The organism is Candidatus Thorarchaeota archaeon, assembly GCA_021498125.1.
Lineage (GTDB): Archaea > Asgardarchaeota > Thorarchaeia > Thorarchaeales > Thorarchaeaceae > B65-G9.
Genome location: JAIZWL010000001.1, coordinates 491,814 through 516,898, shown reverse-complemented (window position 1 = coordinate 516,898; position 25,085 = coordinate 491,814). Strand labels below are relative to the sequence as shown.

Sequence of the window (25,085 nt, the reverse complement as noted above, 5' to 3'; positions counted from 1 at the left end):
AAGTCTATGACTGGGGTGACGCCTGCATAGTGCGCCACTCGAGGTGGGCACGAAGCTTCGTCCCTCGGAATCCTCTAAGAAACGGCGGCCAGCCCCCCTTTCGATACCGGGCATCCGCTACCACTCGCACGTATTCGTCAATGCGAATTCTCTCAAGGTGCTTGCACTGAAAGAGTGGGGTAATGTCCACCTCTTCAAACTTGTTAGCATAGAGCTGGAGGTTCCCCAAATTTGGACACATAGCCAACGGTGAGAGGTCGATGCTCCTCAGCTTGTTCCCGATGAGATAGAGGCCCTTTAACTCGTGGCACTGGGCTAATGGGGTCAGGTCAATGTGTTCCAAGGGCGTTCCCCCAATGGCCAGATGCATGAGATGGGGACAGTTCGCCAGTGGACTCAGATTGATGTGGGTAAGCGGATTGGCGAACAGACTCAGCTGTGCTAAATTAGTACACGAGGCGAGCGGACTCAGGTCCACCTCCGTCACCTCGTTCTTTGATAGGTCAAGTTCTTTCAGGGTCGGACACTGCGCCAGCGGCGTGAGGTCGATCTCCGTCAACTCATTCTTTGACAGGGAAAGTTTCTCCAAGGCCTTGCACGAGGCCAGTGGCGTGAGGTCGATCTCCGTCAACTCGTTGGAGTCTAGGAGAAGCCATGAGAGGTCTTGCTTGTCCGCAAAGATGCTCAGGTCGATGCTCTTCAGTCCTGTGTCCTTGAGGTTTACGTAGGAGAGGTGAGGGCAACGGGCCAAGGGCGAGAGGTCCAGCTCTTTAAAGGGATTGAATCCCAAGGGCAAGGAGTCGAGCCGGGGGAACTCGGGGAGGGCACTCAGGTCGAGGGCCTCCAGTTGGTTCTCATACAGGATAACACTCTCGAGGGTCGGACATGTGGCCAGTGGGGCGAGATCGACATGTCGTAGCTTACACATCCCTAGATTAATGACCTGGAGGCTGGTACTGGCACCCAGTGGACTCAGGTCGATCTCCTCAAGGGGATTGTCTATAAGTCGCACTCGATGCAGGTTGGGACATTGTGCCAGTGGCGTCAGGTCTAACTCCTTGAACTGGTTGACGGACAGGTCGAGATACTCAAGGTTCTGGCACTGTGCCAGTGGGGTCAGGTCCAAGTGCTTTAATGTGGTCCCTGCAATCTTGAGTTCCTTCAGACTCCGGCACTGTGCCAGTGGGGTCAGGTCTAACTCCTTGAACTGGTTGACGGACAGGTTGAGCATCTTTAGGGCCGTACATTGCGCCAGTGGCGTCAGGTCCAAGTGCCGTAACTTGTTATCGGACAGGTCGAGTAGCTTCAGGGCCTTGCACGAGGCCAGTGGGGTCAGGTCCACCTCTGTCAGTTTGTTCCCCTCGAGAGAGAACTCGTAGAGGTTCGGACACTGCGCCAGTGGGGTCAGGTCGATCTGTTCCAGCTTGTTTTCTGCAATGTAGACGTGCGTGAGATTCGGAAGGGCCTCCACCGGACTCAGGTCGATGGCCACCATTCCCTCTCTCCAAAGTGAGATCCTGGCCCCTGCTGGAGGAATCCCCCCAATCGGCTCGATCTCCCGGTCCGGATCAAGACCTATACGCCGCGTTTCCCCGTTCTTCAGCACATACTTCACGTACACCAGTCTATCAGTCTTGGCCACCATCAGGTCACCTTCTCTCAGCCAACGATACTTCCTCCCCTTGCTACCTGTCCACCATATTTAAACTCCTTCAAGACTTGGACCAGCCATCATAAGACCAGCGTACTTGAGCAGCCCAACACACTATCAGATGATTCCCCTCTTTTGCGCCCTGTGATCTCTTCGTGGTTCATTGCAATGACAGACGATTCGAACGGTCGATAAGGTCCTTGCGGCCCTCAGCTTACAAGGTCGGACTGGAACGTCATCGGATAGACTGCCTACTCAGCAGTTTCAGAACGTATAGTGCTCACCTGTCCCCACATATAAGTTAAAATAGAACTCACGGATTATTAGTCTGGAGCGACTCTGCCAGCCTTGCAAGGTCTGCCTGTTTCTCCTGCGCCATAAAAAAGAGCGGGAGCTGTGCCGCAAGGATAATAGCACTAGGCCGATCAATGACGACTTTGCCGCCACGGACTGCCGATTGGATACCCAACTTGTCCAAGACTGCACTGATAAGTTCCGGCCCCGCCTGGGTCTTGATCACGACCACACGCTCATCAAAAGAAACCATCCCGCCACCATCGGCCAGTCCTTGGATGAACTTGACCTGCATAGCAGAGGGCATATTCAAGATCCAGTCCGGAGCAGGCGAATTGGTTGCCCGGGGCTGTTCACTACGCGCAGTGGTGTTGTCTGTTTTTTCGGGTCCGCCACGGTCTGTCTCCACCTTAAGACTACACAGTTTAACAGGTGCAGATAATTGTTAAAAACATCACTTAAAGCATAGTGAGAGCAATCCTGACAGAAGCGGGACAAACAATCAACGGCGAGCATTTAATTGGTGCGAACAATATCAATGATGGCCTGACAGAGATATTATCCTTTGGCAAACATCGAATACATCCAACTCGTGATGGTGTTCTTGATTTCGGGAGAATAAGGATACTTTAGATGTGATGCAATCTCCATAGCTAGAGAATGAAATGTGTCCACTATCGCAAAGAGCGCATCTCTTATACCATCTTTACTGTAGGACGCGAAAGTATTCATCAGCCCACGGGAAGCGTTAGGATGCGCCCACTCTTCCAAGAAACGTCCACGAAACCATGTTTCATGATCTTCTCCATAGAGAGTCTTAGCGTGCCATTCGATCATACGACACATCAGCCGTTGCATATAGCAATTTAGACTAGTTATACTCCACCATAATTCCCCACGGAACAGATGTTTTGCCGTATAGACAGCATGATACAGAAAGTCGTTAATGACATTGAAGAATTCTTCTTCTGTTGGCAGGGACGAGGGCAGAAGTGGTGACTCGAAGGTAGAGAGAACAGTGTTCAGCTGATCTGCTATACCATCATTGTCAAGAAGTACACGAAAGCCACGGCGAAACACTCCCACGATCTGATCGGCCATCTCCAGTGCCATCTCACCATTCAGGAGCTGCTGTACTCGCATTCTGAATTTGACCATCGGAATAATAGAGAAGTCCACATCGAGCATATTGTCAAAGAGCACGCGGCGTTCCATTTCAGCTTCCACTGCTGTAGGCTCCAGAAACGTCAGTAATGGCCTTCCAAAAGTACCGAGCCACTCAGAACTTGCAATATAGCGTTGTGGGTCAGTCGTTATGAGCAGAACATCCAAATCGGCCCATTCATCGGCCGGATGATCAATTCGTGCTCTGGAACCAACAATAATGACAGCACGAATATCCGGAATTGCTCTTGCCCAAGTGGCGAGTTTCTTTACCAATTGATTATAGGATTCAGGTGTATCGGTCAAATCAATATGGCCCCTTTGGATTCTAAATAGATAAACTCAGACACTTTAACATATAGGTAGAACAGTTGAATCATTTGCTCGTGCCCTTGCTCATGAGCCGGATTATCCGAGATCCCGTCATGAGAAATGGTCACATCTCTAATATACGATTAAGAGTACAGAAATACAATCAAGAGTACAGAGTTGCAGCAGAACGTCAATATTTCACGATTCCTTTTTAAAGAAGGCCGAAGTAGAGGCCATTGACTACGGTATAGGATCAATTGCAGGAGGCTCTTCTGCACGATTCTATATACAAGCATGAAAATACACTCTTGCGTTCCAGTCTACGGAGATGTCCTTATTGGACGTTGAAAAGATAGAACGGATATAATGAGACCTCAAAGAAGTTCAGATCATGATGAAGGAGTCCACAATGAGTGCAGAAACGTTCTTTCAGCGCGTGATGACAACACTCGATGCCATTGAACATACGTCACCTGATGTGTTAGACTATGTTGAGCTCCGAATTGCTATCGGCAAGCTCCGTGAGGAGAGCGCCCACGAAGACCGTCCTCTCTCACCCGATCAGGACCGCATACTGCGGCAACGAGCGGTTGCTATCCTGAATAACGATAATGGACGGATAGTGCTGGATCTCGCTGCGATCATTGCAAATGGCGGAGCCTCGGCAGCAGAATTCAACATGGACACCTCACTGACTATCGATTACTGGCACACAAGAGCAGACCGCCCGCACCCCTTTGAGATTGTCGCCTCAATACTCGCGGAGGCGGGAGTGTTCGAGGAAGGAGAGACCCCGCTCTACTACGATCGAGGCCGTCTGGGAATACGCTCCAATTCGGCGAGGAAGGGCGCATTGATCATCACCAACCGCCGGCTCATCTCTGTAGGCTTCTTCAGCGGTTTTATGGGTCGCAGCTTTAGGATCTGTTATGACGACTGGGAGAGAAAACCGTGGGTCTCCTCACTGGACTACATCTATCTGGATCGGATCATAGATGTCGCCCCAAGAAAGCGTGAGATACATATCCGATACCATACAAAATATACAATAATTGAAGAAAAGACGATTGGTGCGGGGCTGTACCTCTTCAGATTTAGACCTCCAGACCCAGAAGAGATCATCGAGGAAGATGTGGACATGCACGTCTCACTTGACGATATGAAGGGCTATGAGGCTCCAGCCGACTTTAGTGTTCCACCGGACTACATCCGAAAGCGACAAGAAGAGTTCCTCAAGAGGATCATAGAGGCCCAATCATTGTAAGGCGCACTCTGCAATTTCGGCTCCTGAAAGCCAGCCCAGATCATGGTGAGAAAACTGTGAGAGGAGGGAGTACCAATTTCTCAAATTGGATGAGTGGTCTGCGACTGGAGAAATCAGAAGAGAGGGGAGATCTGCCTATGTCCAATCACGGTCATGCGCTCATAGAGAGAGGTCTCCGGAATCGTGAAAAACGGTGGACGGTCAATCATCTAAGGGCCGCAATAAACGTGTGGGATTATTTTGTATCCCCTGTATGATATCGATTTGGTTGTCTTGTGCAAAGGCACGCGCCTCATCACTTACATTGAGCGCAACCATTAGAACTCTATCAGGTTGAATCTTATAAGATACGCGAATAGTAATTTGTCTAAGATGGTTCCTTGGGGATGCCAAACTCTTTTCTGGGCGGACTGCACAAAGAAACACCATCCTTGTACGTCATACAGGGGGAAGGTTGAATCGATATGGCATGCCCCATAGAGAGATCATGCTCGAAATGCGTGTATCAAGAATTATGTGCTGGATGTCTAGGCGACTCGTGTGTTTACGTTCGGACAGCTAGGGGCGCTGTCGATCGTTCACAGGCAAAATGCCTTTTTTGTAAGTCAAAACGAATTGACAAATCGTGTCCCATTATCAATCGACCACCACCTACGAAGTTCAAAGAGATCGAGCCAAGAATGCTTGACAAGTTCGTCCAAGAGTATCAGTATTTTTTGAACAGAACCAATGAACAACCACCCGAGCCCAAGTGGCCATTATTTATTCCCGAAGTATCGGATATAACTGAGACCTCCGCAAGACTCATCGTTCGACCAGAAGAGGGAGATTGGAATATCGACCGATGGGACTTTGTTGCATGGGATATGACGGGAAACTTATTTGATAAGGCGGAAGGTGCACCATGGACCCGAGAGCCCGGCGTATATAATGAGGATACATGGAGGGACTTCATCAATGGTCAAAAGAACAGAGTCAAGTACATGATTCTCGTGGATCGTCTCCCCGATTATGTAGCAATCCAGACTCCGCCAACCACGGCAATGCTTGCCCACCTTGATCGCTTAGCCTCGTTTTATACATCACTCATGGTTGATGACCAAGATGATGCTCCAAAACTATGGATAATGAGCCACGGTTATCCAAGTTATATTGACTGGCCACCTGCATGGCACTGGAATCTAGGAATTAGAATGCTCTCCAGTCTCGCTGCATACTTGTACTCCCATCGGGAAGATCTCTTTGGGGCAGATGAAGATACGCTCTTTTCAGATGGAAGCGCAAAAATTGGAATTCGTGCAAAAATCCCCTTTGTCGAATGGCAAGAAGAGAAGAGAGTTCTCTGGAGCCCGTTTGAGAATGACGATGATGGCCTTGATGAATTCCACTGGTTTGACTGGCCAGGACTGATACCATTCGTCCCAGGTGCGGATACTCATCAGCTTAAATGGTTCGCCCAAAAATTAACACAGATGGGATTCACGACCGTGGCCCTTGATGCTATGAATACCATTGCTCATGAGGACTTTAGAGGCCTCCCCTTAGCAATCAGAACGGTACTCGATGCGGGCGCGAAACATGTGTTTGTCTATGGACCATGGCCATTGCACGCTCCTCGTAAATACATCCCCACAAAACACGTGACATACATTCCTCATGCGACTCATCTCGACATGGTGAACACACCACCACGATTTTGGCACAAAAAGTCCGCAAAGAAAGAGAAGAGAAGCCGTCTTCCAGACTACAGAACCACACCGCTTTCGCAGGTCGCACATAATCCGACTGTAGAGATCTGTGATTGCCCAGCCTGTAGAGCAGCCATTACTCATGAGACCAGACCTCAAGGGATTTGGAAACTAGGCCATCTACTCCATGCAGCACGAGAATTGATCGAGGAGGCCGAAGGATCAAACGACGACAACTTGGAAAAATCTACAGATACAATTCTGCGCTACCAAGGACCATCGTACACAGTCTTTCGAAGATGTTTGCATTATCCACCAATTGAAAACCGACCAGACCTAGGACGGATCGCGTACAGAATGGTCTTTGATGAGACCTCTTTCAACGTAGTGTTCGATGATGATCTTGTAGTCCCCGCTTACAATATTCACTGGTCATGGTGGGAGAGTGGGAAGATGTGGGCATGGGGATTCCCGACACTGGAGGAGTAGTCCATGTCTGGGGGCAGGGATCTATCAACTATCCATATCCCTTAGAGAAAATAGAAGAGGAACTCTAAATGAGTCCCTCAGATCGTGTACCTGTGCCGATCGATAAATTCCTTCCGCTTCGAACTATTCCATGACGAGAGACTTTGGACGTAACCGGTGATCCTGCTAAACACGTCACACCCGACATAGCCGCAGCGGGGGCACTGGATATTCTCGAGATCGGCGATGGAAGAGAGGGAAGTGCTACGCCAATCGATACCTGCCTGATAGAAGCACTTGGGGCAGGAGAGGATGTCCTTGGTAAAGGCCCAGTAGCTGTTGAGAGTACGGGTAGCGATCATCTTAGTGAGGGCCCATATGGCGTCGGGATCGGGGTTAGCCTCACCGAGATAGATGTGGGTGAGAGCACCGCCGTCAAGGTATGGATGGAACATACCCTCCTTCTTGATCCGTTCACTAAGCGGGATTGCGGCTGCAACGTCAAGGGTCGTAGAGTTAGTATAGTAGACCTCAGTGGGGCCAGAGCCCTTGAGGTACTTTCGGATACCGGGATAGGCCTTCCAGTCCTTTTTGGCAAGACGGCCAGCAGCACTCTCAGCAGGGGTACGTGTGACCCCGAAGTGGAGACCGGTCTCCTTAGCGAATTCCTGTGCCCGTTCTTTGACGTACTTGAGGACACGGATCCCGAACTTGGCACCCTCCCGCTCATGGAGATGAGAGCCAGTCATGATCTCGACCATCTCTTCGAAACCGACAGTCCCAATGAGGAACTCACGAGTGCTCATATCGACGAGCGGATCGCCATTGGGTTTGGGTTGGGTATAGAATGGGACGCTGCCGCTGGCAATGAGCTTGTCCATCAATCGTTTCTTCTCGAGGATGACCTCCTTAGATAGTTGGAGGTATTCATCGAGTTTGGAGAAGAACCGCTCCTCATCAGAACGACCGATCCACGCAGCACGACCAAAGTTCGGGGTGACCATCTGAGAGGCACCAAAGACCATGTTACCAGTCCTGAACTCTTCAAGTTCCTCCTCAGTACTGGCCGTCCACAAGTGGGAGCAGCAACTGCTACAACCAGCCTCAATGGAGGATCTCCAGTTCAAATAATTCTCAAAGTAGGGTGAGCCGAACTTGGCGGTCAGCTCGGCCACAAGCCTCCAGGATTCATCGTATTCAGGTTTCATGAACTCCTTGCGAAGAACGATGTTAGGCTTGGGGAAATTGAAGGCCTTCCCCTTTGCATCACCCTGGATCATGACTTCCATGAAGGCATTAAAGAAGAGGTTCGCCTCATAGTCGAAATCCTCGTAGTTCAGTCCAGACTTGGTAGTTCCACCGGGTAGGACTGCGGGAACGTCCCTCATGATCTTTGGAATCCCGGGAGTCAAATCGATGCTTGAGAAGATGACCTGACCACCTCGTGCAACGTACTGCTGAGTCAGAGTATAGACAAGCTGCTGGGCGGCCTGCTTGATCTCAGCATAGGACTTGCCACGAAGGAACGGAGCAATGAAAGTGTTGAAGTAGAAATAACCCTGCCCACCAGCAAAACTGCTCTGTGCAGCAGCAAGCCAGATAGCAGCATGATTAATGGCCACCTGAAGATGTCGTGCAGGACCTGCCGCAGAGGAGTGAAGGCCACCAAGACCATCAGGAGCAATACCAAGGAGAAAGATCTGGCGCAAGTCCCACGTGGCACAGTAATCGCGCGTAGAGAAATACTCACGGTCCTTGATGTAGATGTCCCCACGAAGATGGGCGTCTGCAAGATGTGGTGGAATCGTGAGGAACGTGTGTTGCTCCATCACCTGATCGTGAACAAGTTTCGAGATGGTCTCGGGATTACGCATGAGATTCGCATTTGAGGTGTGGTGTCCCGGATTGCTGATGATCTGATCAAGGTCATACATTGGAACTCCGACACGTGTGTACCGTATGCGTTCGTGTTCAAACCCAAGTTCTGCAAGGACACTATTGCACATCTCACGGATAAGTGGACCAGAGAGAAACTTGATTCCCGAGGCCACAATTCGATCCATCACGGTTCCAGCGATGAGCTGCGCATTGGCCCTGCTGAGTCCAGCCTCAAGAACAAGGCTGTCAACTATGCGAACTGCACTGAATTTTTCCATTGTACCCCGAGTTGTGCGGACACGGGGAAGGCGTTTCTCTCTCTGGAGAAGCGTGACTCCATCAATAGGGTCGGTGGTTCTGATCTCTGTCATATTCATACCTCAATTGCTGAGCGAATCCCCTCATGTGTAGGGACTTCACCGCTGTACAGGAGTCTTAGAGCACCATCATGTTCCACGATAATAGTCGGCGTGGATGCCACAAACACCTGTTCCTCAAGTAGGCGGAATTCAAAATCAGGATCCATGTTGTTAAGATCCACAATCTCAACCTTGACAGGTGTGTTAGATAGTGCCTCCTGGACTATCATTTTAGCAGCAGGACAATTTGGACAGTTTTCCTGAGTAACAACATATACAGTAGGCACTATCTTTCTCTCCCGGCGGTCTTTTCTCTTCCCTGCCCGACTAACGGGCTTTTGCAATTTGTACTTAGTTGGATAAAAGGATTCGTAAGGACGCGAATCGGTGCATAGTGGAAGAATTCTCCAACAGATTGGCTATTATGATATGTTAACTTGCCGCTCTCTTCATTTTCCGACAAGTGAGAACAATGACCGAAAAGCCAATCATTCAAACATTTTTGCAATGGCAATAGCAACACTCACTAGATGTGTTACCGATTCTTATAATTACCACGAAAATCCTGCTGCCACGAGAGAATTACAAGAGACAACGACCTGTAGAGGTTGAGAGGAAGACCAAAATGCCAGTGTATGTGCGCGCGAAGACACCAGTGGACGGATGGATCAGGATCATTAGAAAGATCATGAACGATGGAATGGTACGAGTCGATGAGCGCGGGATCGAGACAAAGTGGGTAGATAATGCAGTCATACACATTCAGGAACCTCGAAGAGATCGCGTGTCCGAGAAGTACCCGTTTAGTGAAACAGTCCTCAAGGAGAAATATGCCACACAACTCCTCTCACCTGACAAGATGGGGTTTGATTATACCTATGGCGAGCGACTAAATGCATGGGGGCCAGAACAGGTAAATCAGATCGAATATTGCATCACCAAACTCAGAGACTCACCGAACTCTCGCCGTGCAGTTGCCACCACATGGGACCCACGTATCGATACAACTACCGATGAGGTCCCCTGTCTCAATCACTTTGTCTTTATGGTGAGAGAGGAACAACTCGATCTCTCGGTAATGATACGATCAAATGACATGTATGGCGCATGGCTGGCTAATGTATATGGCCTCACAGAACTACTCCATCATGTTGCAATACAGACAGGGATCGATGAGGGAAGGATAACTACGCTCTCAGTAAACGCTCACATCTACGCCCATGACTGGGACAAGGCACGAGAGGTATAAAGACAACCAAAGCCGTGTAATTCAAATAGTATTGTATTCTCAAATCAACAAGAAGTTTCACAAAGAAACCTGATACTGCGGGCGGGTACCCACCGATGACTATCGACAATATAGACAAAGAGATAATATCGATCCTTCTCAAAGATGGAAGGAAGAGTTTGTCCGAGATTGGGAACAAACTTGGAATGTCACACGTTGCCGTCAGTAAACGACTCGACAAGATGATCAATGAGAATATTCTACGTGTGACTGCTGGTGTGAACGCCGAAAAGCTGGACATCAAGATCCTCTTCATGGGCATAGAGACCGAGTCCAGTGAGGTGGCGGATCGCATCCTCAAGAAATATAGAGATTGCCCGCGGTTACTCGTTCTCTCCCCTGTGACTGGAAGATACAATCTATTTGCGGTGATGGTCGTTGAGGACACATGGAGCCTCGAGTCAGTGGTAGGAACGTGCAGTATGCGAACAGAACCGGGTGTCAGAAAATCTGAGAGCTGGTTTGGAAATGCTCCGCTCGTCCCCGAGTTCTTACCAGTCGATCTCGCACCCGCACACAAGAAAGATGACACCACACCATGTGGGCGGAAATGTTACGAGTGCAGCAGATACGAGATGGGCAAGTGTGTGGGGTGCCCACCGACCAAAGAATACAATGGTCTTCTCTGGGCATCACCAAAGACCCAACCGAAGCGCCAGAGAAAGAGCAAGAGTTAACTCTCAATAGGTCATTAGACTTCTTGAGAACAATGAGCGACATATTCATCCACTCAAAGGCCGTCGTTGATGATGGAGCCCAGATCGGAGATGGGACAAAGGTCTGGCACTTTGCCCATGTTCGAGGAAGCGCGAAGATAGGCAAGAACTGCATTATCGGAAAAGATGTCTATATTGATGCAGATGTCGTCATCGGCGATCGTGTAAAGATACAGAATGGGGTCTCCGTATATCACGGAGTGACCATTGAAGATGATGTATTCTGTGGTCCTCACATGACCTTTACAAATGATATGTATCCGCGAGCGTTCTCCGAGACCTGGGAAGTTGCAAAGACCCTTGTCAAGAAGGGTGCCTCAATAGGTGCTCATGCGACCATTGTCTGTGATACCGTGCTTGGGGAATACTGTCTGGTCGGTAGTGGCTCAGTGGTCACAAAAGATGTTCCTGCACATGGTCTCGTTGCCGGCAACCCCGCAAGACTGATCGGATTCGTGTGCAAGTGCGGGCACCCACTTCGTGAGATCGTGACCCAAGACGACGAGGTTGTCATCATGAAGTGCTCTTCCTGTGGAGAAGAAACCAAGATCCCAAAGAGCGACTATGAAAAGGTTGGGTAGTTGTTGTCAAGGCTCTACAAGAAGTTCGTAAATGAGCGAGTTGCGGGGCTAATTGATGAAGCAGAGAGAATTAGAAATTGCACGATTATTGCCCATATTGATCACGGTAAGACCACTCTTGCTGACTCGCTGATTGCGGCCTCAGGCCTCCTCTCGGAGGAGGTGGCGGCCAGAGCAAGACTTCTTGATTATGACCTTATTGAACAAGAACGTGGCATCACGATCAAGGCCTCGAACATCACACTCCTCCATAAATGGAGGGGAAAAGACATAGTAGTTCATCTGATCGACACACCGGGACATATTGACTTCTCCAGTCATGTCACACGAGGCTTACGGCTTACTGATGGCGCACTGATCGTCGTGGATGTGATCGAGGGGATCATGGTACAGACGGAGACCGTCACAAGACAGGCCATGCAGGAGCTTGTCAGGCCAACACTATTTGTCAATAAAGTGGATCGGTTGATCACTGAACGACGACTTGGAACGAAAAAAGTGGCAGACGAGATCACTAAACTGGTCCGCGAGTTTAACACGATGCTGGGCAAATATCTTGATGATGATAGACTGGAAGAATGGGAGGTCTCGTTCAAGAAGGGGTCTCTCGTTATAGGCTCTGCACTTGACAAATGGGGCATCGGACTCGAAACCCTGAAGGCCCACGCTGGTGGAAGTGAGAGTCCATCTGATCTTGCACGAGCATTCGTTTCGATCTTGGAGGACTGTGTAAAGGCGTATGATGAAGAGCAAGAGGAGCTTTTACAGAAGAGATATCCGCTTGCCCCAGTTGTCCTTGATGCACTTGTGACTACAACACCCGACCCAATTCGGGCACAGGGATATAGAGTCCCTCAATTCTGGAGAGGACACGAAAACACACAATTCGTCAAATCCCTCATGACCTGTGATAAGAACGGGCATTGCGTCATCATCATTGCGGATGTCAGACCAGACAGACATGCAGGAACCGTTGCCACCGGACGTGTTCTATCGGGAAGACTTGAGAGAGCTCGGCCACTTCGAAATCTCCGTTCAGAAAATGTAGACAAGACATTGCAGGTGGGAATCACAATGTCCCGAAGTCGTATTGCGCTTCCTGTCGTTCCCTGTGGAAATATTGCCTTTCTCACCGGACTACAAGATGTCGCCATAGGAGACACCTTAGTCGATGCAGAGTCCAAAGAGGGGTGGCCAATGACTGACCTCCAGTATCCCACTGAGGCTGTTGTCACCTATACCATTGAACCCAAGAGGCTAAGTGAACTGTCCTCTATAAAGGAACCAATTATGCAGTTTGTGGCGACAGATCCGGCACTGGAGTTCACAGTCAATCCGGAGACTGGCGAGATGCTTCTATCAGGGGCGGGGGAACTTCATGTTGAGATCGCTATCGAAAAGCTTGCGAGACAGGGGATAGAAGTCCGCCTAGGAGAACCAATGGTGTTATTCAAAGAGCAGATGACACACAATGGTACGGAGATCACAAGTGGAGCGGAGGACACTAGTCAATTCACTGTGCGGGCTGAACTCACTGTTGATAATGCGCCACCCACGAAAGACATTCTTATTGCAGACGCCAGTGCAGGAAACTATCTCATTGACGACTCTAAGACGATCGGTCCACATATTGACGGGTTCGAATGGGTCCGAGAGGCATTTACAACGCTTATGCGTAGTGGACCGGTCGCAGGGGAGAGGATGCGACGAGTCACTCTGAGGATTCTCAAGACGCACCTCTATAGCGAGAAACCAGAAACAACCTGGAGGGATGTGACACAACCGCTCTTGCAGGCTGCGAGAGAGAGTGTCATAAGTGGAGACCCTGTTCTCATGGAGCCATGGATACAGCTTGAGATCACAGCACCGGAAGAACATGTGGGGGTCATCTCATCGATCCTCGCGCGGAGAAAGGGGCATGTGCTTCAGATAGACTCGGAACGGTCCTTATACAAAGTTCAAGCGGAGATACCTGTACGAGAATCTTTTGGACTGGCAAGGGAATTGCGAACAGCAACATCGGGCTGGGCAACGTGGGGTGCAAGACCGGGAGAGTACAGACCAGTGGGGCAGCGCGAATGATGACTATCGCCGCAGATAGTAACGCTGATTCATCTCTGACCCTAGAAACGTGAGAATGCGACGCTCAACAAGAGCAACACGATCCATCATGCGAATCGAACGGGAGATGTTAGAGAAGACTGCATTTAGATATGGATGCGTCTTCACATCTTCGCGCTCGACCATCTGAAGATAGGCGGTCGTGATTTTTACAAGGCCAAGCCAATCTTGAGTCAACATGAAACTGAAAGGCTCTGTAAAGTCGGTTCCAATAAGAATGTCATCATCGGTGACATTAACAGTCATAGCATAGCGCCCTTGGAGAGCACGTGTGAATCGAAACAGAACGATCGAGAGCGTTACTGCCGTTGCTTTAATGAACTCAACTGATTCATCAAATTCACATTCCACGGAGTCTACTGCGCGTAACTCGGTCGCCGCACGATATAATTTCTCGGCGAGCGTCGGATAGTCTTTGTTTGTGTAGAAGGAATGCAATGCGTCAGCCAAGGAAAACTGGCCCTTCCAATATTGCGCTAATATCGGATCGGCGGCAATAACAGCATCGGTCACAGGATTGTGAAGAGCGACAGGAATTCCCGAATTCAACACATCATGATTCATTTTAGATGTGGAGAGAGCAGAGAGAAGATGTGCAACATCATGCAGCTGATGTCCTGATTGAATCGTCTCCTGAGCCACTCTCTGAAGTGTCTCCCAAGATCTTTGGAGATAAGGTACGACCATCTTTGCGCCTACAACAAAGGTCTCGCCATCATGGACCTGCGTCACATCCAACATCTTCATGACTTCTTCGAGAAGACCCAGAAGACGCGAGGGAATTGCCACTTCATGCCTATGGGTCATCCACATGATGTCATAGATTGTTATAGAGGTCTCGACCATTGCCCGTTGATCGGTGAACAAGAGGGGGATGTATTGTAAAAGAGCGTCACGCAATAGAGCTAACGTAGTATCATCAATAGCCTCGTTCGTTCTTAGAAGGGACAGCCCAAGTCCAACCTTACAACTGATAATATCCAGCGAGTTTACCAGATCCTCTTTGAGAAGATCTTCACGCATAGAGAGAGCATTCTTGAGAGCCTTAGTACCTTGATCCCAGAATTCATCGGATTCAGAGGTGAGACAAATCCACCCTATCGTTGCATTGCACCACGCCCTCTCAACACGGCTATCACGATCACGAACATCAGTCTCATTGAGAAGCGAAGATGCCTGATTAAGATAGTCAATTGCACGATGGATACTATCATAGTCGCCCAGCAGACCATATGCGAATCCAATTCCGGCCAGAGTCTTGAAGAGAAGAAGTGATTGATCGAGAGTACGCGGCTCAATGGCCTCTACTACCTCAAGAGCGGACTTGTACCGGGTGATGGCCTCATCGACTCCCTCACGCCAACCAGTGCTGAGAATGTTCGAGGCGATCGTGACATAGGCGGCACCCAATTGTTCGATGGAGAGAAGACTCTTGTCAACAGCATCAGAATAGAGCGCAATAGCACGATCACCAAGGGCTCGTGCAGTCATATAGGGGATCGTGTCGTCACGGGTCTCATTTATGCTCAGTTGCAACATGAGCGCAGCAAGATGCTCATGGTTGTCAGCAGCCGTTGCGGCCTCTATCTGAGGGTTGAGGAGTCTTCGACACTCATCGTACATTCCAAGCTCTGTCAATACGGCTGCCTCATCAAGAGTGAGCTCGAATTCAAAGTCCGAGAGATTCATCTCCCGTGCGATTATCAGAAGCTGATTGAGAAGCGCCTCGGCACACTCGAACATACCTGCATCCAGTAAGAGCGCGGTCAAATAATGGACCTCGTGAACAGCCACTAGTGTTGAGGCCTCATGTTTCCGCGTATAGATCGCATCTAAGGTCAGAAGGGTCTCATCTGAGAGAAAGGGGAGAAGTGGGCGAAGGTTGATTTCAAGAGCAGTACCCATCGATTGCGAGAGCTCGCTCAATATGTCTAGCAAGTTTGGTATTGCTTGGACATCAGGGAGAAGCTCAGCCTCATTACGTCTGAAAGAATTGGTATATCTGGTCTCGAGAAGCATGAGCATCTTTGGGAGATCACGACGCTCATCAAATGAGAGGCGGACTGTCAATTCCGTCAGCTTTGTACTGGCAAGAGAGGGCCTTCGAAGAAGGATCTCTTCAATGGCACGAGCCACCTCATATGCTAGTTCTACTTCCTCGGGATGATCACGTGCGATGCTTTGAAGAGCGGAGAGCCCATCATCTAGGGAAACTGACGCACAGAGAATATCTCTCAAGATACTTTGAATCTGCGATACCAATTCGACCATCCCGCAGTCAAACCCGACAGCCTATTGTTAATAGATGTGATGGTAGTCACACTCATTCGATTACAAACTCCATCCAAGTTCGTGTGGTCTCAGTACCACGCATCCGTTCCATTCGGACATAGTGCTTTGGGATGGGAGGAGCATCCTCGACCTTGAATCGTAGGACCGCATCAGCAAGATACGAGAATGTTGCATAGGTCTTCTCATCATGAACGCCCTCTTCAAGTACATACATAATGCTATGGGAACTCTGAGTCACTCTACCACTGAGTCGCTGGACAGCACGCGGCATAGAAGCCGGGGTGGAATGGAGAATCAACGTTGACAGACTATCGATTACCACTCGCGCCACGACCAAGTTGTCTAAAACTTCAGAGAGGACTATACCTAGCTCGCTAATATCATCGACCTTTGTGAGAGAACGAGCATTGCTTGTCTTTGGTGCACCCATACGTTCAGAGTAACCATCAATGAAGACGAATTGCCCTGCACGCTCGTACTCGTCAATATTCCAACCATGCCGAGCCATATCGTTTCTTATGACACGAGGAGAAACATCTGTCGTCACAAAGACTGCCGGAAACCCCAACTCGAGACCTTCCGCAAGGTATGCCTCTGCATAGGTGGTCTTTCCCGAACCAATTGGCCCAACTAGCATTATTGAAACTTGGGTCAATTGACCAAATTGCACAAGGTCGCCAATCATGGGATGCGCTTTTAATGGATGAGGCGTTTCCGAATCTTGTGTATGCTCGGACATCAATTATTCCTCAGTGGTTTGTTATTGTTTAGGTGCCTGGTGAGATCTCGCCCGGCCAGACTCGAATCCCCTCGTCAGTGATACGCATTGAATGGATTCGCGAACTGTGCTTAGAGCCTCTAAGCTTCAAGACTTCAATCGATCGGGAACGAGAAGTGTCACTAATCTTTTCATTATACAGAACGATCACTCCAGACGCGAGAAAGGCTTCAATATCAAACACTCCGAAACCAGTATCCTGTGCAGGAATCTCACTCGTCAATAAGAGCGTGCAACCCGCACGAGTTATATTCGCGCACATCTTGAAGATTTCTTCACGCAAGATGTCGCGGCTCTTGAACTTGTAAGCCAGAATTGAGATAGTATCGATGACCACCCGTTGAGCATTGATCCGCTTCACATGATGCATGATAATTGCTTCAAGCCCGGACAGGTCAAAACTTGGGTATTCCTCAATGTTTACAGAGGTCGTCCGTGCAGGCGAAAGATCAACAATAGCCAACTTGCCAGACTTCTCCAGCTTCTCAAGGTCCATACCAAAGCGCATCATGTTTCGTTTGATAAGGCGAGGCGGTTCCTCCAGAGTGATGAGTACACCGGGCTCGTCATAGTCGACAACACCACGGTATAGAAACTGTGTTGCCAAGATACTCTTTCCTGTACCAGCCTTTCCGGCCACAAGGATAGTATCACCTTTTGGAAAGCCTCCTTCAATTAGCTCATCAAGACCAGGGACGCCTGTCTTGACTCGTTCAATTTTGTATTGACTCATTTTCAGTTCAACTCCTCATTCCCATTTTGAAGCCTAATATCATCTTGAGTATCGTCTCAGGTTCGGGAATTCCTGTCACGGACATTCCCCCAATAATGATCGTAGGTAGTGCAAACACTCCAAACTCTTCAGCTCTCTCTGGCTCATGGGTTATATTGTATGTCGTGATCTTAAACATCTCAGGACCAAAATCCTCAATTGTTTCGCGTAGTATCTGTTCAGCACGTGAACAAAAGGCACATGTGTCAGACTTGAAGAAGACGATTTCTACAAGATTCGAGTCATTTTCCTCTTCAGACATACTATCTTCCTCGTCCGTCAAGTGCCCATTCTCCTTAGGTTGGGGATTACTCTTTGACCACCGTGTCACTTGAATCTTGTCACTCTATTTTAATAATCGCCGGATCTTAGTCGCTGCCTTTCCTAATGCGCGCGAGTGATAACGCACATTATTTGGCATGATTGCTGCAAGTATAAGTGGCTGACTGCCTGCCGGGGAGATCTTACGGAACACCGCCTTACCAGCAGAACATCTTACTGAGATGTCACGAAGCTCTCCAAGACCAAGTTCTTTTCTCATTCGTTCCGCTGTCGCTGCAATATATCCAGACATTGCAGCAACGACCTCCCGATTGGTGGTCGGATTTGCCGCGGATGCCATCAGCAAGCCGTCGTCTCTGGCAAGTATTGAGGCGGTATATCCGCCCTCCTGATTCATGTCTTCAAGTATTCCTGCAAGGGCTGCATAATCGGGGCGTTTCATTGCAACTTCATCTCTCACTGATGACCATATCTCAGTTTGCGCATTCTCTTATTAAATCATGCGCGCGCATGCCCAAATATCATAAACACTACTTGCGGACAATGGTTTTAAGGCGCATTGTCAGAGGAAAGTGTGAGGTTGTGAAGTACTTGCCGTCAGAGTACCGATTCAAAGTGGTAATGCTGGGAGATGGAGCCGTGGGCAAGACTGCATTAACCATGAGGTTCACAGAGGACTACTTTGAGTCTGATTACAAACGAACCATTGGTAGTGATTTTGCTATCAAAAGAATAGATGTGCCAAGCAGAGATGCAACCGTGACAGTACAGGTCTGGGATCTGGCAGGTCAGCAGCGATTTGAAGTGGTTCGCCAATCATTTTATCGTGGTGCACGAGGCGGACTGCTGGTCTATGATGTCACACGAAGAAGGACCTTCATAAATCTCGACAGGTGGAGGAAAGAGGCGTTCGACAGCCTCAATCGAGAGATCCCGCTCATTGTCGTCGCCAACAAGATAGATCTCAAGGACAGTAGAATAGTATCGGCCGAAGAGGGAGAGGAATATGCACGGAAAATAGACTCGATCTATGTCGAGTCAAGTGCATTAACTGGACATAATGTCGAGGAATCTTTTGTCAAGCTCTGTGAGATAATGATCGATTCGGTGACAACGAAGCCGTAATGATGAGAGGCCTATGCACCACGGGGTTTCCCTTTCAGGAGGCCTAGACCCTTTCGACATTGCCATAGGGCATAGAAAACACGCTTATCTCGAAGGACCTCAGGATCGTATTGTGACTTGAGTGCCTCATACTTTTGAATCAGTTCATCACGACGAGAATGATCCGTGTCTGATTGTATCTCTGCAAGCAACGCATTGAAGGGAGCAAGAATTGAGCCAAGCTCGTTCACTTCCCAACGGACTATAGCACCAGTACCATCAGCCGTTATGAAAGAGTGCGTGTTAGGAAGCCATTCCAGACCATCCACCTCACTGAATGTGGTACTCTCACCCGCACGTGTATAATCGTCCAGTTTCCAGATGAAGAGGTCTTTGTCACTGGAGCCGGATGCAAGATATTTGGAATCGGAGCTAAAGGCCACAGTCCTGACCTCTGCCGAATGACCCATGAGCTTTTTCTGTTTGGCAAGGGACTTTCCCGTCGCGTCCCAGATCACAATACTGAGATCGGACGAGCCCGATGCAAGAAGAGATCCATCAGATGAGAAATGAATTGAGTGCACAGCAGTACGATGTTCCTGAATCCAATCGATCTGTTCACCAGAGTTCGGGTCCCAGACGCCAATCGCTCCATCAACTCCTGCCGAGATAATGCGATTGCCCAAGGGGTCCCACTCGCACCCGACCACATACAGAGAGTGACCCTTGAGATGATGGAGGCTCTGAAGATTATCAACATCCCAGACCATGAGCGTGGTGTCCCCACTACCTGACACGAACTTATCCCCATCAGGTGAGAACGATAGACTAAGAATCGGATAAGAATGACCCTCCAATGTTGCCAGACGCTCACCAGTCTTGATGTCCCAGATCTTGATGAGCCGATCTACACCACCAGTCACTACAATATCGCCACGTGGACTAAAGGCAATAGAAGTGCAGAGGAAATCATCCTGGATCTTCTGAACCTCAGTACCATTTTCTACATCAAAGAAGCGAATGCTTCGATCCTGCATTGCTGCGGCAATCATTCTACCGACTCGATTCATTGCAAAGCGCCGAGTGATCTCTGAACCATGAGAAGCCTGTGGTCGTAGAATCTTTGGTTTTAGAAAGAGGGATAATTCCTCTGATGCCATAATAGTCACTCCTGCAAACTCACTTGATGAGCCAGATTTTTGGCTCTAAAAGTCTTATGAATAGAGACTTTGCGCCGTTCAAGGCCCATGAAAAGACTATGCGAGCCCTCCAGCCTCGAGAATCTTGATTGCAAGCTCAAGAAATGCGGCCTCTACATTCTGGCCAGTCTTTGCAGAGGTCTCAAGAAAGGATGTATGAACCCCCTCGCGTGCCTGAAGGTCTTTAGCGAATTTCTGCCCCTCTGCTGTCGTGACAATACTCTGTTTCATTGCAGGATTGTCTTGGAACTGCTCTCGGAGATCAATCTTGTTACCGATCACAACTATAGGAATCTTCTTGCCAGCATTACCCCAGCACTCGTTTATCCAATTTCGCAGATTCTCGAAAGAAGATCGTTCAACAGTGGAGTACACCGCCAATGCACCCTGAGCGCCTTTGTAAAATGTGGATCGTACATTCTTGAAATGTTCTTGACCTGCCAAGTCCCATATCTGAATGCTGACCTCATGGCCCCCTTCCAGAGACATCTTCTTGACGGCAAAATCCGCGCCAATCGTGATCATGTAGGATGCCCGAAAGTTCTCACCCATATATGATCGCCTCAGGCTCGTCTTGCCAACAGAACCATCGCCCATGAGAACGACCTTGAATAGTGCAGTTACCATATTGTGACCACCAAATGAATTGTCTTAGCGCTCAGCACCATGTCCAATACTTCGATGCAACGAATTGGTCTTGTGAAGTGTGTAGAATGCTCAATATGAAACTTCCGTGTTCAACGCCCAATATGAAACTTCCGTGTCTAAGTAGTTTCGGGGAACAGTCTAGGCGCAGTATATCCATTTGAGAGGGGAAAGACCAATAGAAAAGACCAGATTTCTCTACACTCAAGCTTCATTATTGACCCGTATTGATTGTTGGTGTCTTGAATGGGCCGGACCGTCAGAACCTTTCGTGAAGCGATTGATATAGAGGCACAACGTTGGAGCCACTTCAAACGCACTCTACGCCCAGAGGAACGGGAGATACTAGAACAATTGTTCGATAGCGCACGATCGAGAGGAGATGCAGGAACTATGATGCCCACTCGTACCACAGAGATCGTTCTTGTGTCCGCGATGATAGACCTCCTTCGTTCACTAAAAGATATAGAGTCCCGACTGACTCGACTAGAAAATAGGATGGTGGGGCAGACAGACTGATGCGACTCAGCGGGTGGTTGTTGGACGCAAGCATCGACTGCAACAATGATGATGGTCTCACGCTCTGGATAAAAGAGAATAGAACGACTAGAGGACGTGCCTACAAGAGATTCAATCCCTCGCTATACATGAGCATCGACGATCAAGTGGATCGAACGCTAAAGGACATTGCACGAAGCATAGAAGAACACCCGCTGGTCACGCGAACGGCTATCGAACAAAAATTCGTCAGCGTCTACGACGATGAGCGTACGCAAGTCATTCGCGTCTTTACAACACCATGTGCATTTCGCCGGGTGGCAAGAGACCTTGAGCGCATCCCCCACGCCACAGTATACCATGCAGATATTGATCCAGTCCAGCAGTTTTTCATCGAGGAGGAAGTCTTCCCATTTGAACGAATAGAGGCCGAGCTCGATGAGAGAGAACAGATCATTCAGGTGAGAGGTCTTGATGATCGAGAGGCTGTCGAATATGAGACCCCACTGCTTGACGAGATCCGGTTAGAGGTCGTTATTCGCACAGACCGAATATTCCCACAATTGAACGACCCAGTCCAGAGAGTAGATATTTACCATAACGGAAAACTGATCCGCATTGAGGACAATGATGAGCGGAGCATTCTCCAAGAACTTCAGAAGACCATCGACGAGTTAGATCCGGACATTATAGTCACTGACGGTGGTGACGAGTTCTTGTTCCAGTATCTTACGCGCCGTGCCAAGGTTAATGGTCTTAAGCTCGTCTTTTCCCGAGATGGTTCCCCATTGCAGGTGTTTGAGAGAGAGCCTACCTCATTTTGGCAGTATAATCAGGTCGTATATAGAGCCGGCAATCAGGTCATGTTCAAGGGGAGAATTCACATCGATCGGGCAGAGAGCCTCTACTACTCACCGACGGGACTTGAGGGGATCATCGAGGGCTGCCGTCTTGCATTTGTGTCACCACAGAGGACAGCTCGAATGTCAATTGGAAGCGTGAACGCCGCAGTACAATACTATACAGCATTCAAGATGGGAATCCTGATCCCTCCGATTAAGAAGAATCCCGAGTTTCTCAAGACCGTCAGCGACCTCAGGATTATCGACAGAGGTGGACTGATCTTCCAACCGGCACCGGGCATTTACGAGAATGTTGCAGAGTGCGACTTCTCATCAATGTATCCAACGCTCATGGTCAACCACAACATCAGTCCTGAGACGATCTGTTTCCGTAAATCGTGTGAGTTCAATGAGAGGTTTTGCAGAGAGATCCCGGGATTGCCATTTCGCATCTGCGACAGAAAGAGGGGAATCGTAGCCAAGGCGCTGGAGATCGTCGTGAAGAAACGGAACGGATTCAAGAAGATGATACAAGAGGGGCATGATCCCAGAAAGTATAGACTCATGCAGAACACGCTGAAAGGCGTCTTGGTATCATGCTTTGGGTATCTCGGCTTCAAGAACGCCAGATTTGGAAGAGTCGAAGCCCACACCGCAGTCACAGCCTTCGCCAGAGAGACACTGCTAAGGACTCGTGAGATAGGAGAAGAGATGGGCCTTGAGGCGATTCACGGAATTGTTGATTCGCTCTGGGTAAGATCACCTCGTGGTATAGATTATGAATTAGTCCAAAAATTTTGCAGACGGGTTACTGAGGAGGTGGGAATTGAGATGTCGCTCAAGGGATTTTACAGGTGGCTGGTGATTCCCTCATCCCGCTTGCATCCAACAATTGCGCCACTTAACAGGTACTATGGAGTCTTCCTTAATGGCTCGATAAAGACACGGGGGATCGAGACCCGAAGACGGGACACATGCGCATATGTGAGTGATTGCCAACAGGAGATAATCAAGATACTGGCGCTGGCGGCTGACAAGTCGGAGTTCATCGGATTGATACCAGAGGCACAGGCAGTATGTAAAGAGTATATTCAAAGATTGTATGAGGGAGATGTAGACTATCGAGACCTCATCTTACATGCACGATTAACACGTGATCCTGACGAATACCGTACTACTTCGCGAGCTGCACTTGCCGCCCGTCAACTGAAAAAAGCAGGTAGAGAACTTCACGCTGGACAGAGCGTCCGATACATACTTGTACATTCCGACTCGAAGATTCCGGAACAACGTGTAAGAGCTCTCGAATTGGTGGATCAGAATGTGCACTACGATCATGGTGCATACGCGCTATTGTGCCGCCGTGCTTTCGAGAATCTGATCCCATTTCAATATCTGAATACCATAGTGGAGAGCAGTCAATGGTAATGAGTACGAATCATTCCGTGACCGCATAGGCTTGGAGAGCAATACGAGGTTTGATCTCACGAACAGGGATACCAGTCTCAGCAGAAACCTTAACCAAGTCATCGGCCTCCGGCTTGATATTGATGATTTCACCATTTGGTCCACGCGAGATCTTGACCCGCACCATGTATTCCTTATCGTCCACCTCCAAGCGGCAGACTATGACCTCACGAGATGCTTTTAATCGGCTCCAATTGGTATACCGAACACCCAGTGTTCCTAGATGACGGACCATTATCTCGGCGACTTTCGTAAGATTTTCTTCGGTTGTAATGACCTTGACAACATAACATGGGCGATTCTTTTTACCATAGGCCGGAATCATGACGACATCATAGGCATTGCCCTCTTTCAACAGGGCATCAAAGATCGTACCGATGGCTTCACCATCAACATCGTCCACATTGGCCTCAATAACAATCACATTATCTGTGTCCCAACCTTGCTGCATGACGATAGCCTCTGAGGGGGGGTGTGAGTGTGGTTGCGCAGCTTGTGTATGCGGTGTCTGGGTCTTGATTGGCGTAGATTCTGTGGGGGTCTCTGCGGTAAAAACAGGAGGAATGGTCTGTGGGGTTCCAACAAGAATTCTCATTCTATTTGGGACCTCTCCCAAGTCACGTGATCCGTAACCAACACCGGAGCGGATAACATCGAACCCATCAGTCGAGTCCACAAACTCATTTACTAATGAGACCAAGATTGCCGCACCTGTTGGAGTAAGAACCTCTGTCTTTGCATCTCCAGTGATGAATGGCACTTCATGAGATACAAGAAGCTCAGCAACAGCAGGAACAGGCACTTCCATCTCACCATGCTCGATCTGAATCGTACCGCTTCCAACAGCAACAGGGGTAGAGAGAAAGCGAGTCTTACTCATCAGTCCGGCCTTTTCGAGAAGATATGCAGTTCCTACAATGTCCAGAACTGTATCGACTGAACCGGTTTCATGAAGATGTAATTTTTCAACGGGCATGTCATGAGCCCGTGATTCGGCCTCCATGATCTCCTGAAGGGCCTTCAGTGCAAAAGTGGTAGATTGCTTAGAGAGTTCCAGCTCTTCAGAGACTCCAGTAATGATCTCTCTGAGAGATTCGGGAGAGAGCCTGAGCCCTTGATCATGAGTGATCTTTATTGTCCGGCCATCCTCGACTTTATCGACATGCACGCGGATAGTAGGATCGTAGATGAGCAGGCTTGCTGCAACAGGGACCAAGGCATTATCATCATCGAGTAGATCAATGAGAGCCGAGAGAAACATATCACCTGAGGCGCCAGCGGTCATCACGTCGAGGAGAACCGTTTTCTCATTCATTTGTACATCTCCACAGAAGTATTGCAAATGCGGTTAATGTCCCTTTTTTGTCTTTTCAAATGGTAACAGAGATAGACACAAGAGAGAGAGGAGGAGGCCGTCTTAAA

22 protein-coding genes are annotated in these 25,085 nt (G+C 48.9%); 9 read left to right on the top strand and 13 right to left on the bottom strand.

Annotated elements, in window-relative coordinates; translation table 11 throughout:
• Window positions 1–4 precede the first annotated feature (4 nt).
• From K9W43_02725 to K9W43_02715, 3 genes are all read right to left on the bottom strand, one after another.
• Entirely contained in the window at window positions 5–1,645 is a 1,641-nt protein-coding gene (locus K9W43_02725) for a leucine-rich repeat protein (GenBank protein MCF2136129.1), read from the bottom strand.
• 319 nt (window positions 1,646–1,964) lie between these two features.
• Window positions 1,965–2,354, bottom strand: a complete 390-nt coding sequence (locus K9W43_02720) for a hypothetical protein (GenBank protein MCF2136128.1) — start codon at window positions 2,352–2,354, stop codon at window positions 1,965–1,967.
• A 149-nt stretch (window positions 2,355–2,503) separates the two neighbouring features.
• Window positions 2,504–3,385 (bottom strand): aminoglycoside 6-adenylyltransferase, encoded by an 882-nt coding sequence (locus tag K9W43_02715; protein ID MCF2136127.1) that lies wholly within the window; start codon window positions 3,383–3,385, stop codon window positions 2,504–2,506.
• Between the two features lie 445 nt (window positions 3,386–3,830).
• Here K9W43_02715 and K9W43_02710 point away from each other — a divergent pair, with 445 nt between their 5' ends.
• Both K9W43_02710 and K9W43_02705 read left to right on the top strand, forming a co-directional pair.
• Complete coding sequence (locus K9W43_02710; GenBank protein ID MCF2136126.1) at window positions 3,831–4,685, top strand: hypothetical protein; 855 nt, start codon at window positions 3,831–3,833, stop codon at window positions 4,683–4,685.
• A 680-nt stretch (window positions 4,686–5,365) separates the two neighbouring features.
• The gene (locus tag K9W43_02705) at window positions 5,366–6,862 is read left to right on the top strand and encodes a hypothetical protein (GenBank protein MCF2136125.1); all 1,497 of its coding nucleotides are present in this window, start codon (window positions 5,366–5,368) and stop codon (window positions 6,860–6,862) included.
• 77 nt (window positions 6,863–6,939) lie between these two features.
• Here K9W43_02705 and nrdD read toward each other — a convergent pair whose 3' ends face one another.
• Together nrdD and K9W43_02695 are read right to left on the bottom strand one after the other, a co-directional pair.
• Window positions 6,940–9,090, bottom strand: a complete 2,151-nt coding sequence (nrdD, locus tag K9W43_02700; protein MCF2136124.1) for an anaerobic ribonucleoside-triphosphate reductase — start codon at window positions 9,088–9,090, stop codon at window positions 6,940–6,942.
• 2 nt (window positions 9,091–9,092) lie between these two features.
• Window positions 9,093–9,365 (bottom strand): thioredoxin family protein, encoded by a 273-nt coding sequence (locus tag K9W43_02695; protein MCF2136123.1) that lies wholly within the window; start codon window positions 9,363–9,365, stop codon window positions 9,093–9,095.
• 338 nt (window positions 9,366–9,703) lie between these two features.
• On the opposite strand from K9W43_02695, the gene K9W43_02690 reads away from it, so the two are divergent.
• The 4 genes from K9W43_02690 to K9W43_02675 all read left to right on the top strand — a co-directional run bounded on the left by K9W43_02690 (window position 9,704) and on the right by K9W43_02675 (window position 13,745).
• On the top strand, window positions 9,704–10,327 hold the full coding sequence (locus K9W43_02690; protein MCF2136122.1) for a thymidylate synthase: 624 nt from the start codon (window positions 9,704–9,706) through the stop codon (window positions 10,325–10,327).
• A 95-nt stretch (window positions 10,328–10,422) separates the two neighbouring features.
• A complete protein-coding gene (locus K9W43_02685) occupies window positions 10,423–11,043 on the top strand; it encodes an Lrp/AsnC family transcriptional regulator (protein ID MCF2136121.1) in 621 nt (206 codons plus the stop codon).
• 32 nt (window positions 11,044–11,075) lie between these two features.
• Window positions 11,076–11,663 carry an N-acetyltransferase gene (locus K9W43_02680; GenBank protein MCF2136120.1) on the top strand — a complete coding sequence of 196 codons (588 nt, stop codon included), beginning with the start codon at window positions 11,076–11,078 and terminating at the stop codon, window positions 11,661–11,663.
• 3 nt (window positions 11,664–11,666) lie between these two features.
• Window positions 11,667–13,745, top strand: a complete 2,079-nt coding sequence (locus K9W43_02675) for a GTP-binding protein (GenBank protein MCF2136119.1) — start codon at window positions 11,667–11,669, stop codon at window positions 13,743–13,745.
• Window positions 13,746–13,748: 3 nt separating this feature from the next.
• On the opposite strand, the gene K9W43_02670 is transcribed toward K9W43_02675, so the two are convergent.
• The 5 genes from K9W43_02670 to K9W43_02650 form a co-directional block, all read right to left on the bottom strand.
• Window positions 13,749–16,046, bottom strand: coding sequence for a hypothetical protein (locus K9W43_02670; protein ID MCF2136118.1), 2,298 nt, complete (start codon window positions 16,044–16,046; stop codon window positions 13,749–13,751).
• A 61-nt stretch (window positions 16,047–16,107) separates the two neighbouring features.
• The gene (locus tag K9W43_02665; GenBank protein ID MCF2136117.1) at window positions 16,108–16,815 is read right to left on the bottom strand and encodes a hypothetical protein; all 708 of its coding nucleotides are present in this window, start codon (window positions 16,813–16,815) and stop codon (window positions 16,108–16,110) included.
• A 28-nt stretch (window positions 16,816–16,843) separates the two neighbouring features.
• Entirely contained in the window at window positions 16,844–17,587 is a 744-nt protein-coding gene (locus K9W43_02660; protein MCF2136116.1) for an AAA family ATPase, read from the bottom strand.
• 7 nt (window positions 17,588–17,594) lie between these two features.
• Entirely contained in the window at window positions 17,595–17,909 is a 315-nt protein-coding gene (locus K9W43_02655; GenBank protein ID MCF2136115.1) for a thioredoxin family protein, read from the bottom strand.
• Between the two features lie 63 nt (window positions 17,910–17,972).
• A complete protein-coding gene (locus K9W43_02650) occupies window positions 17,973–18,368 on the bottom strand; it encodes a roadblock/LC7 domain-containing protein (protein ID MCF2136114.1) in 396 nt (131 codons plus the stop codon).
• 131 nt (window positions 18,369–18,499) lie between these two features.
• On the opposite strand from K9W43_02650, the gene K9W43_02645 reads away from it, so the two are divergent.
• The gene (locus K9W43_02645) at window positions 18,500–19,033 is read left to right on the top strand and encodes a GTP-binding protein (GenBank protein ID MCF2136113.1); all 534 of its coding nucleotides are present in this window, start codon (window positions 18,500–18,502) and stop codon (window positions 19,031–19,033) included.
• 11 nt (window positions 19,034–19,044) lie between these two features.
• Here the strand turns inward: K9W43_02645 and K9W43_02640 are convergent, their stop codons facing one another.
• Window positions 19,045–20,172, bottom strand: a complete 1,128-nt coding sequence (locus K9W43_02640) for a WD40 repeat domain-containing protein (protein MCF2136112.1) — start codon at window positions 20,170–20,172, stop codon at window positions 19,045–19,047.
• Between the two features lie 96 nt (window positions 20,173–20,268).
• Window positions 20,269–20,838 carry a GTP-binding protein gene (locus K9W43_02635; protein ID MCF2136111.1) on the bottom strand — a complete coding sequence of 190 codons (570 nt, stop codon included), beginning with the start codon at window positions 20,836–20,838 and terminating at the stop codon, window positions 20,269–20,271.
• 264 nt (window positions 20,839–21,102) lie between these two features.
• Here K9W43_02635 and K9W43_02630 point away from each other — a divergent pair, with 264 nt between their 5' ends.
• Together K9W43_02630 and K9W43_02625 are read left to right on the top strand one after the other, a co-directional pair.
• Window positions 21,103–21,375, top strand: a complete 273-nt coding sequence (locus K9W43_02630; protein MCF2136110.1) for a DUF3086 domain-containing protein — start codon at window positions 21,103–21,105, stop codon at window positions 21,373–21,375.
• A gap of 20 nt (window positions 21,376–21,395) precedes the next feature.
• Window positions 21,396–23,624, top strand: a complete 2,229-nt coding sequence (locus tag K9W43_02625) for a hypothetical protein (GenBank protein MCF2136109.1) — start codon at window positions 21,396–21,398, stop codon at window positions 23,622–23,624.
• A 10-nt stretch (window positions 23,625–23,634) separates the two neighbouring features.
• Here the strand turns inward: K9W43_02625 and larC are convergent, their stop codons facing one another.
• Window positions 23,635–24,978 carry a nickel pincer cofactor biosynthesis protein LarC gene (gene larC / locus K9W43_02620; GenBank protein MCF2136108.1) on the bottom strand — a complete coding sequence of 448 codons (1,344 nt, stop codon included), beginning with the start codon at window positions 24,976–24,978 and terminating at the stop codon, window positions 23,635–23,637.
• Window positions 24,979–25,085: the final 107 nt, after the last annotated feature.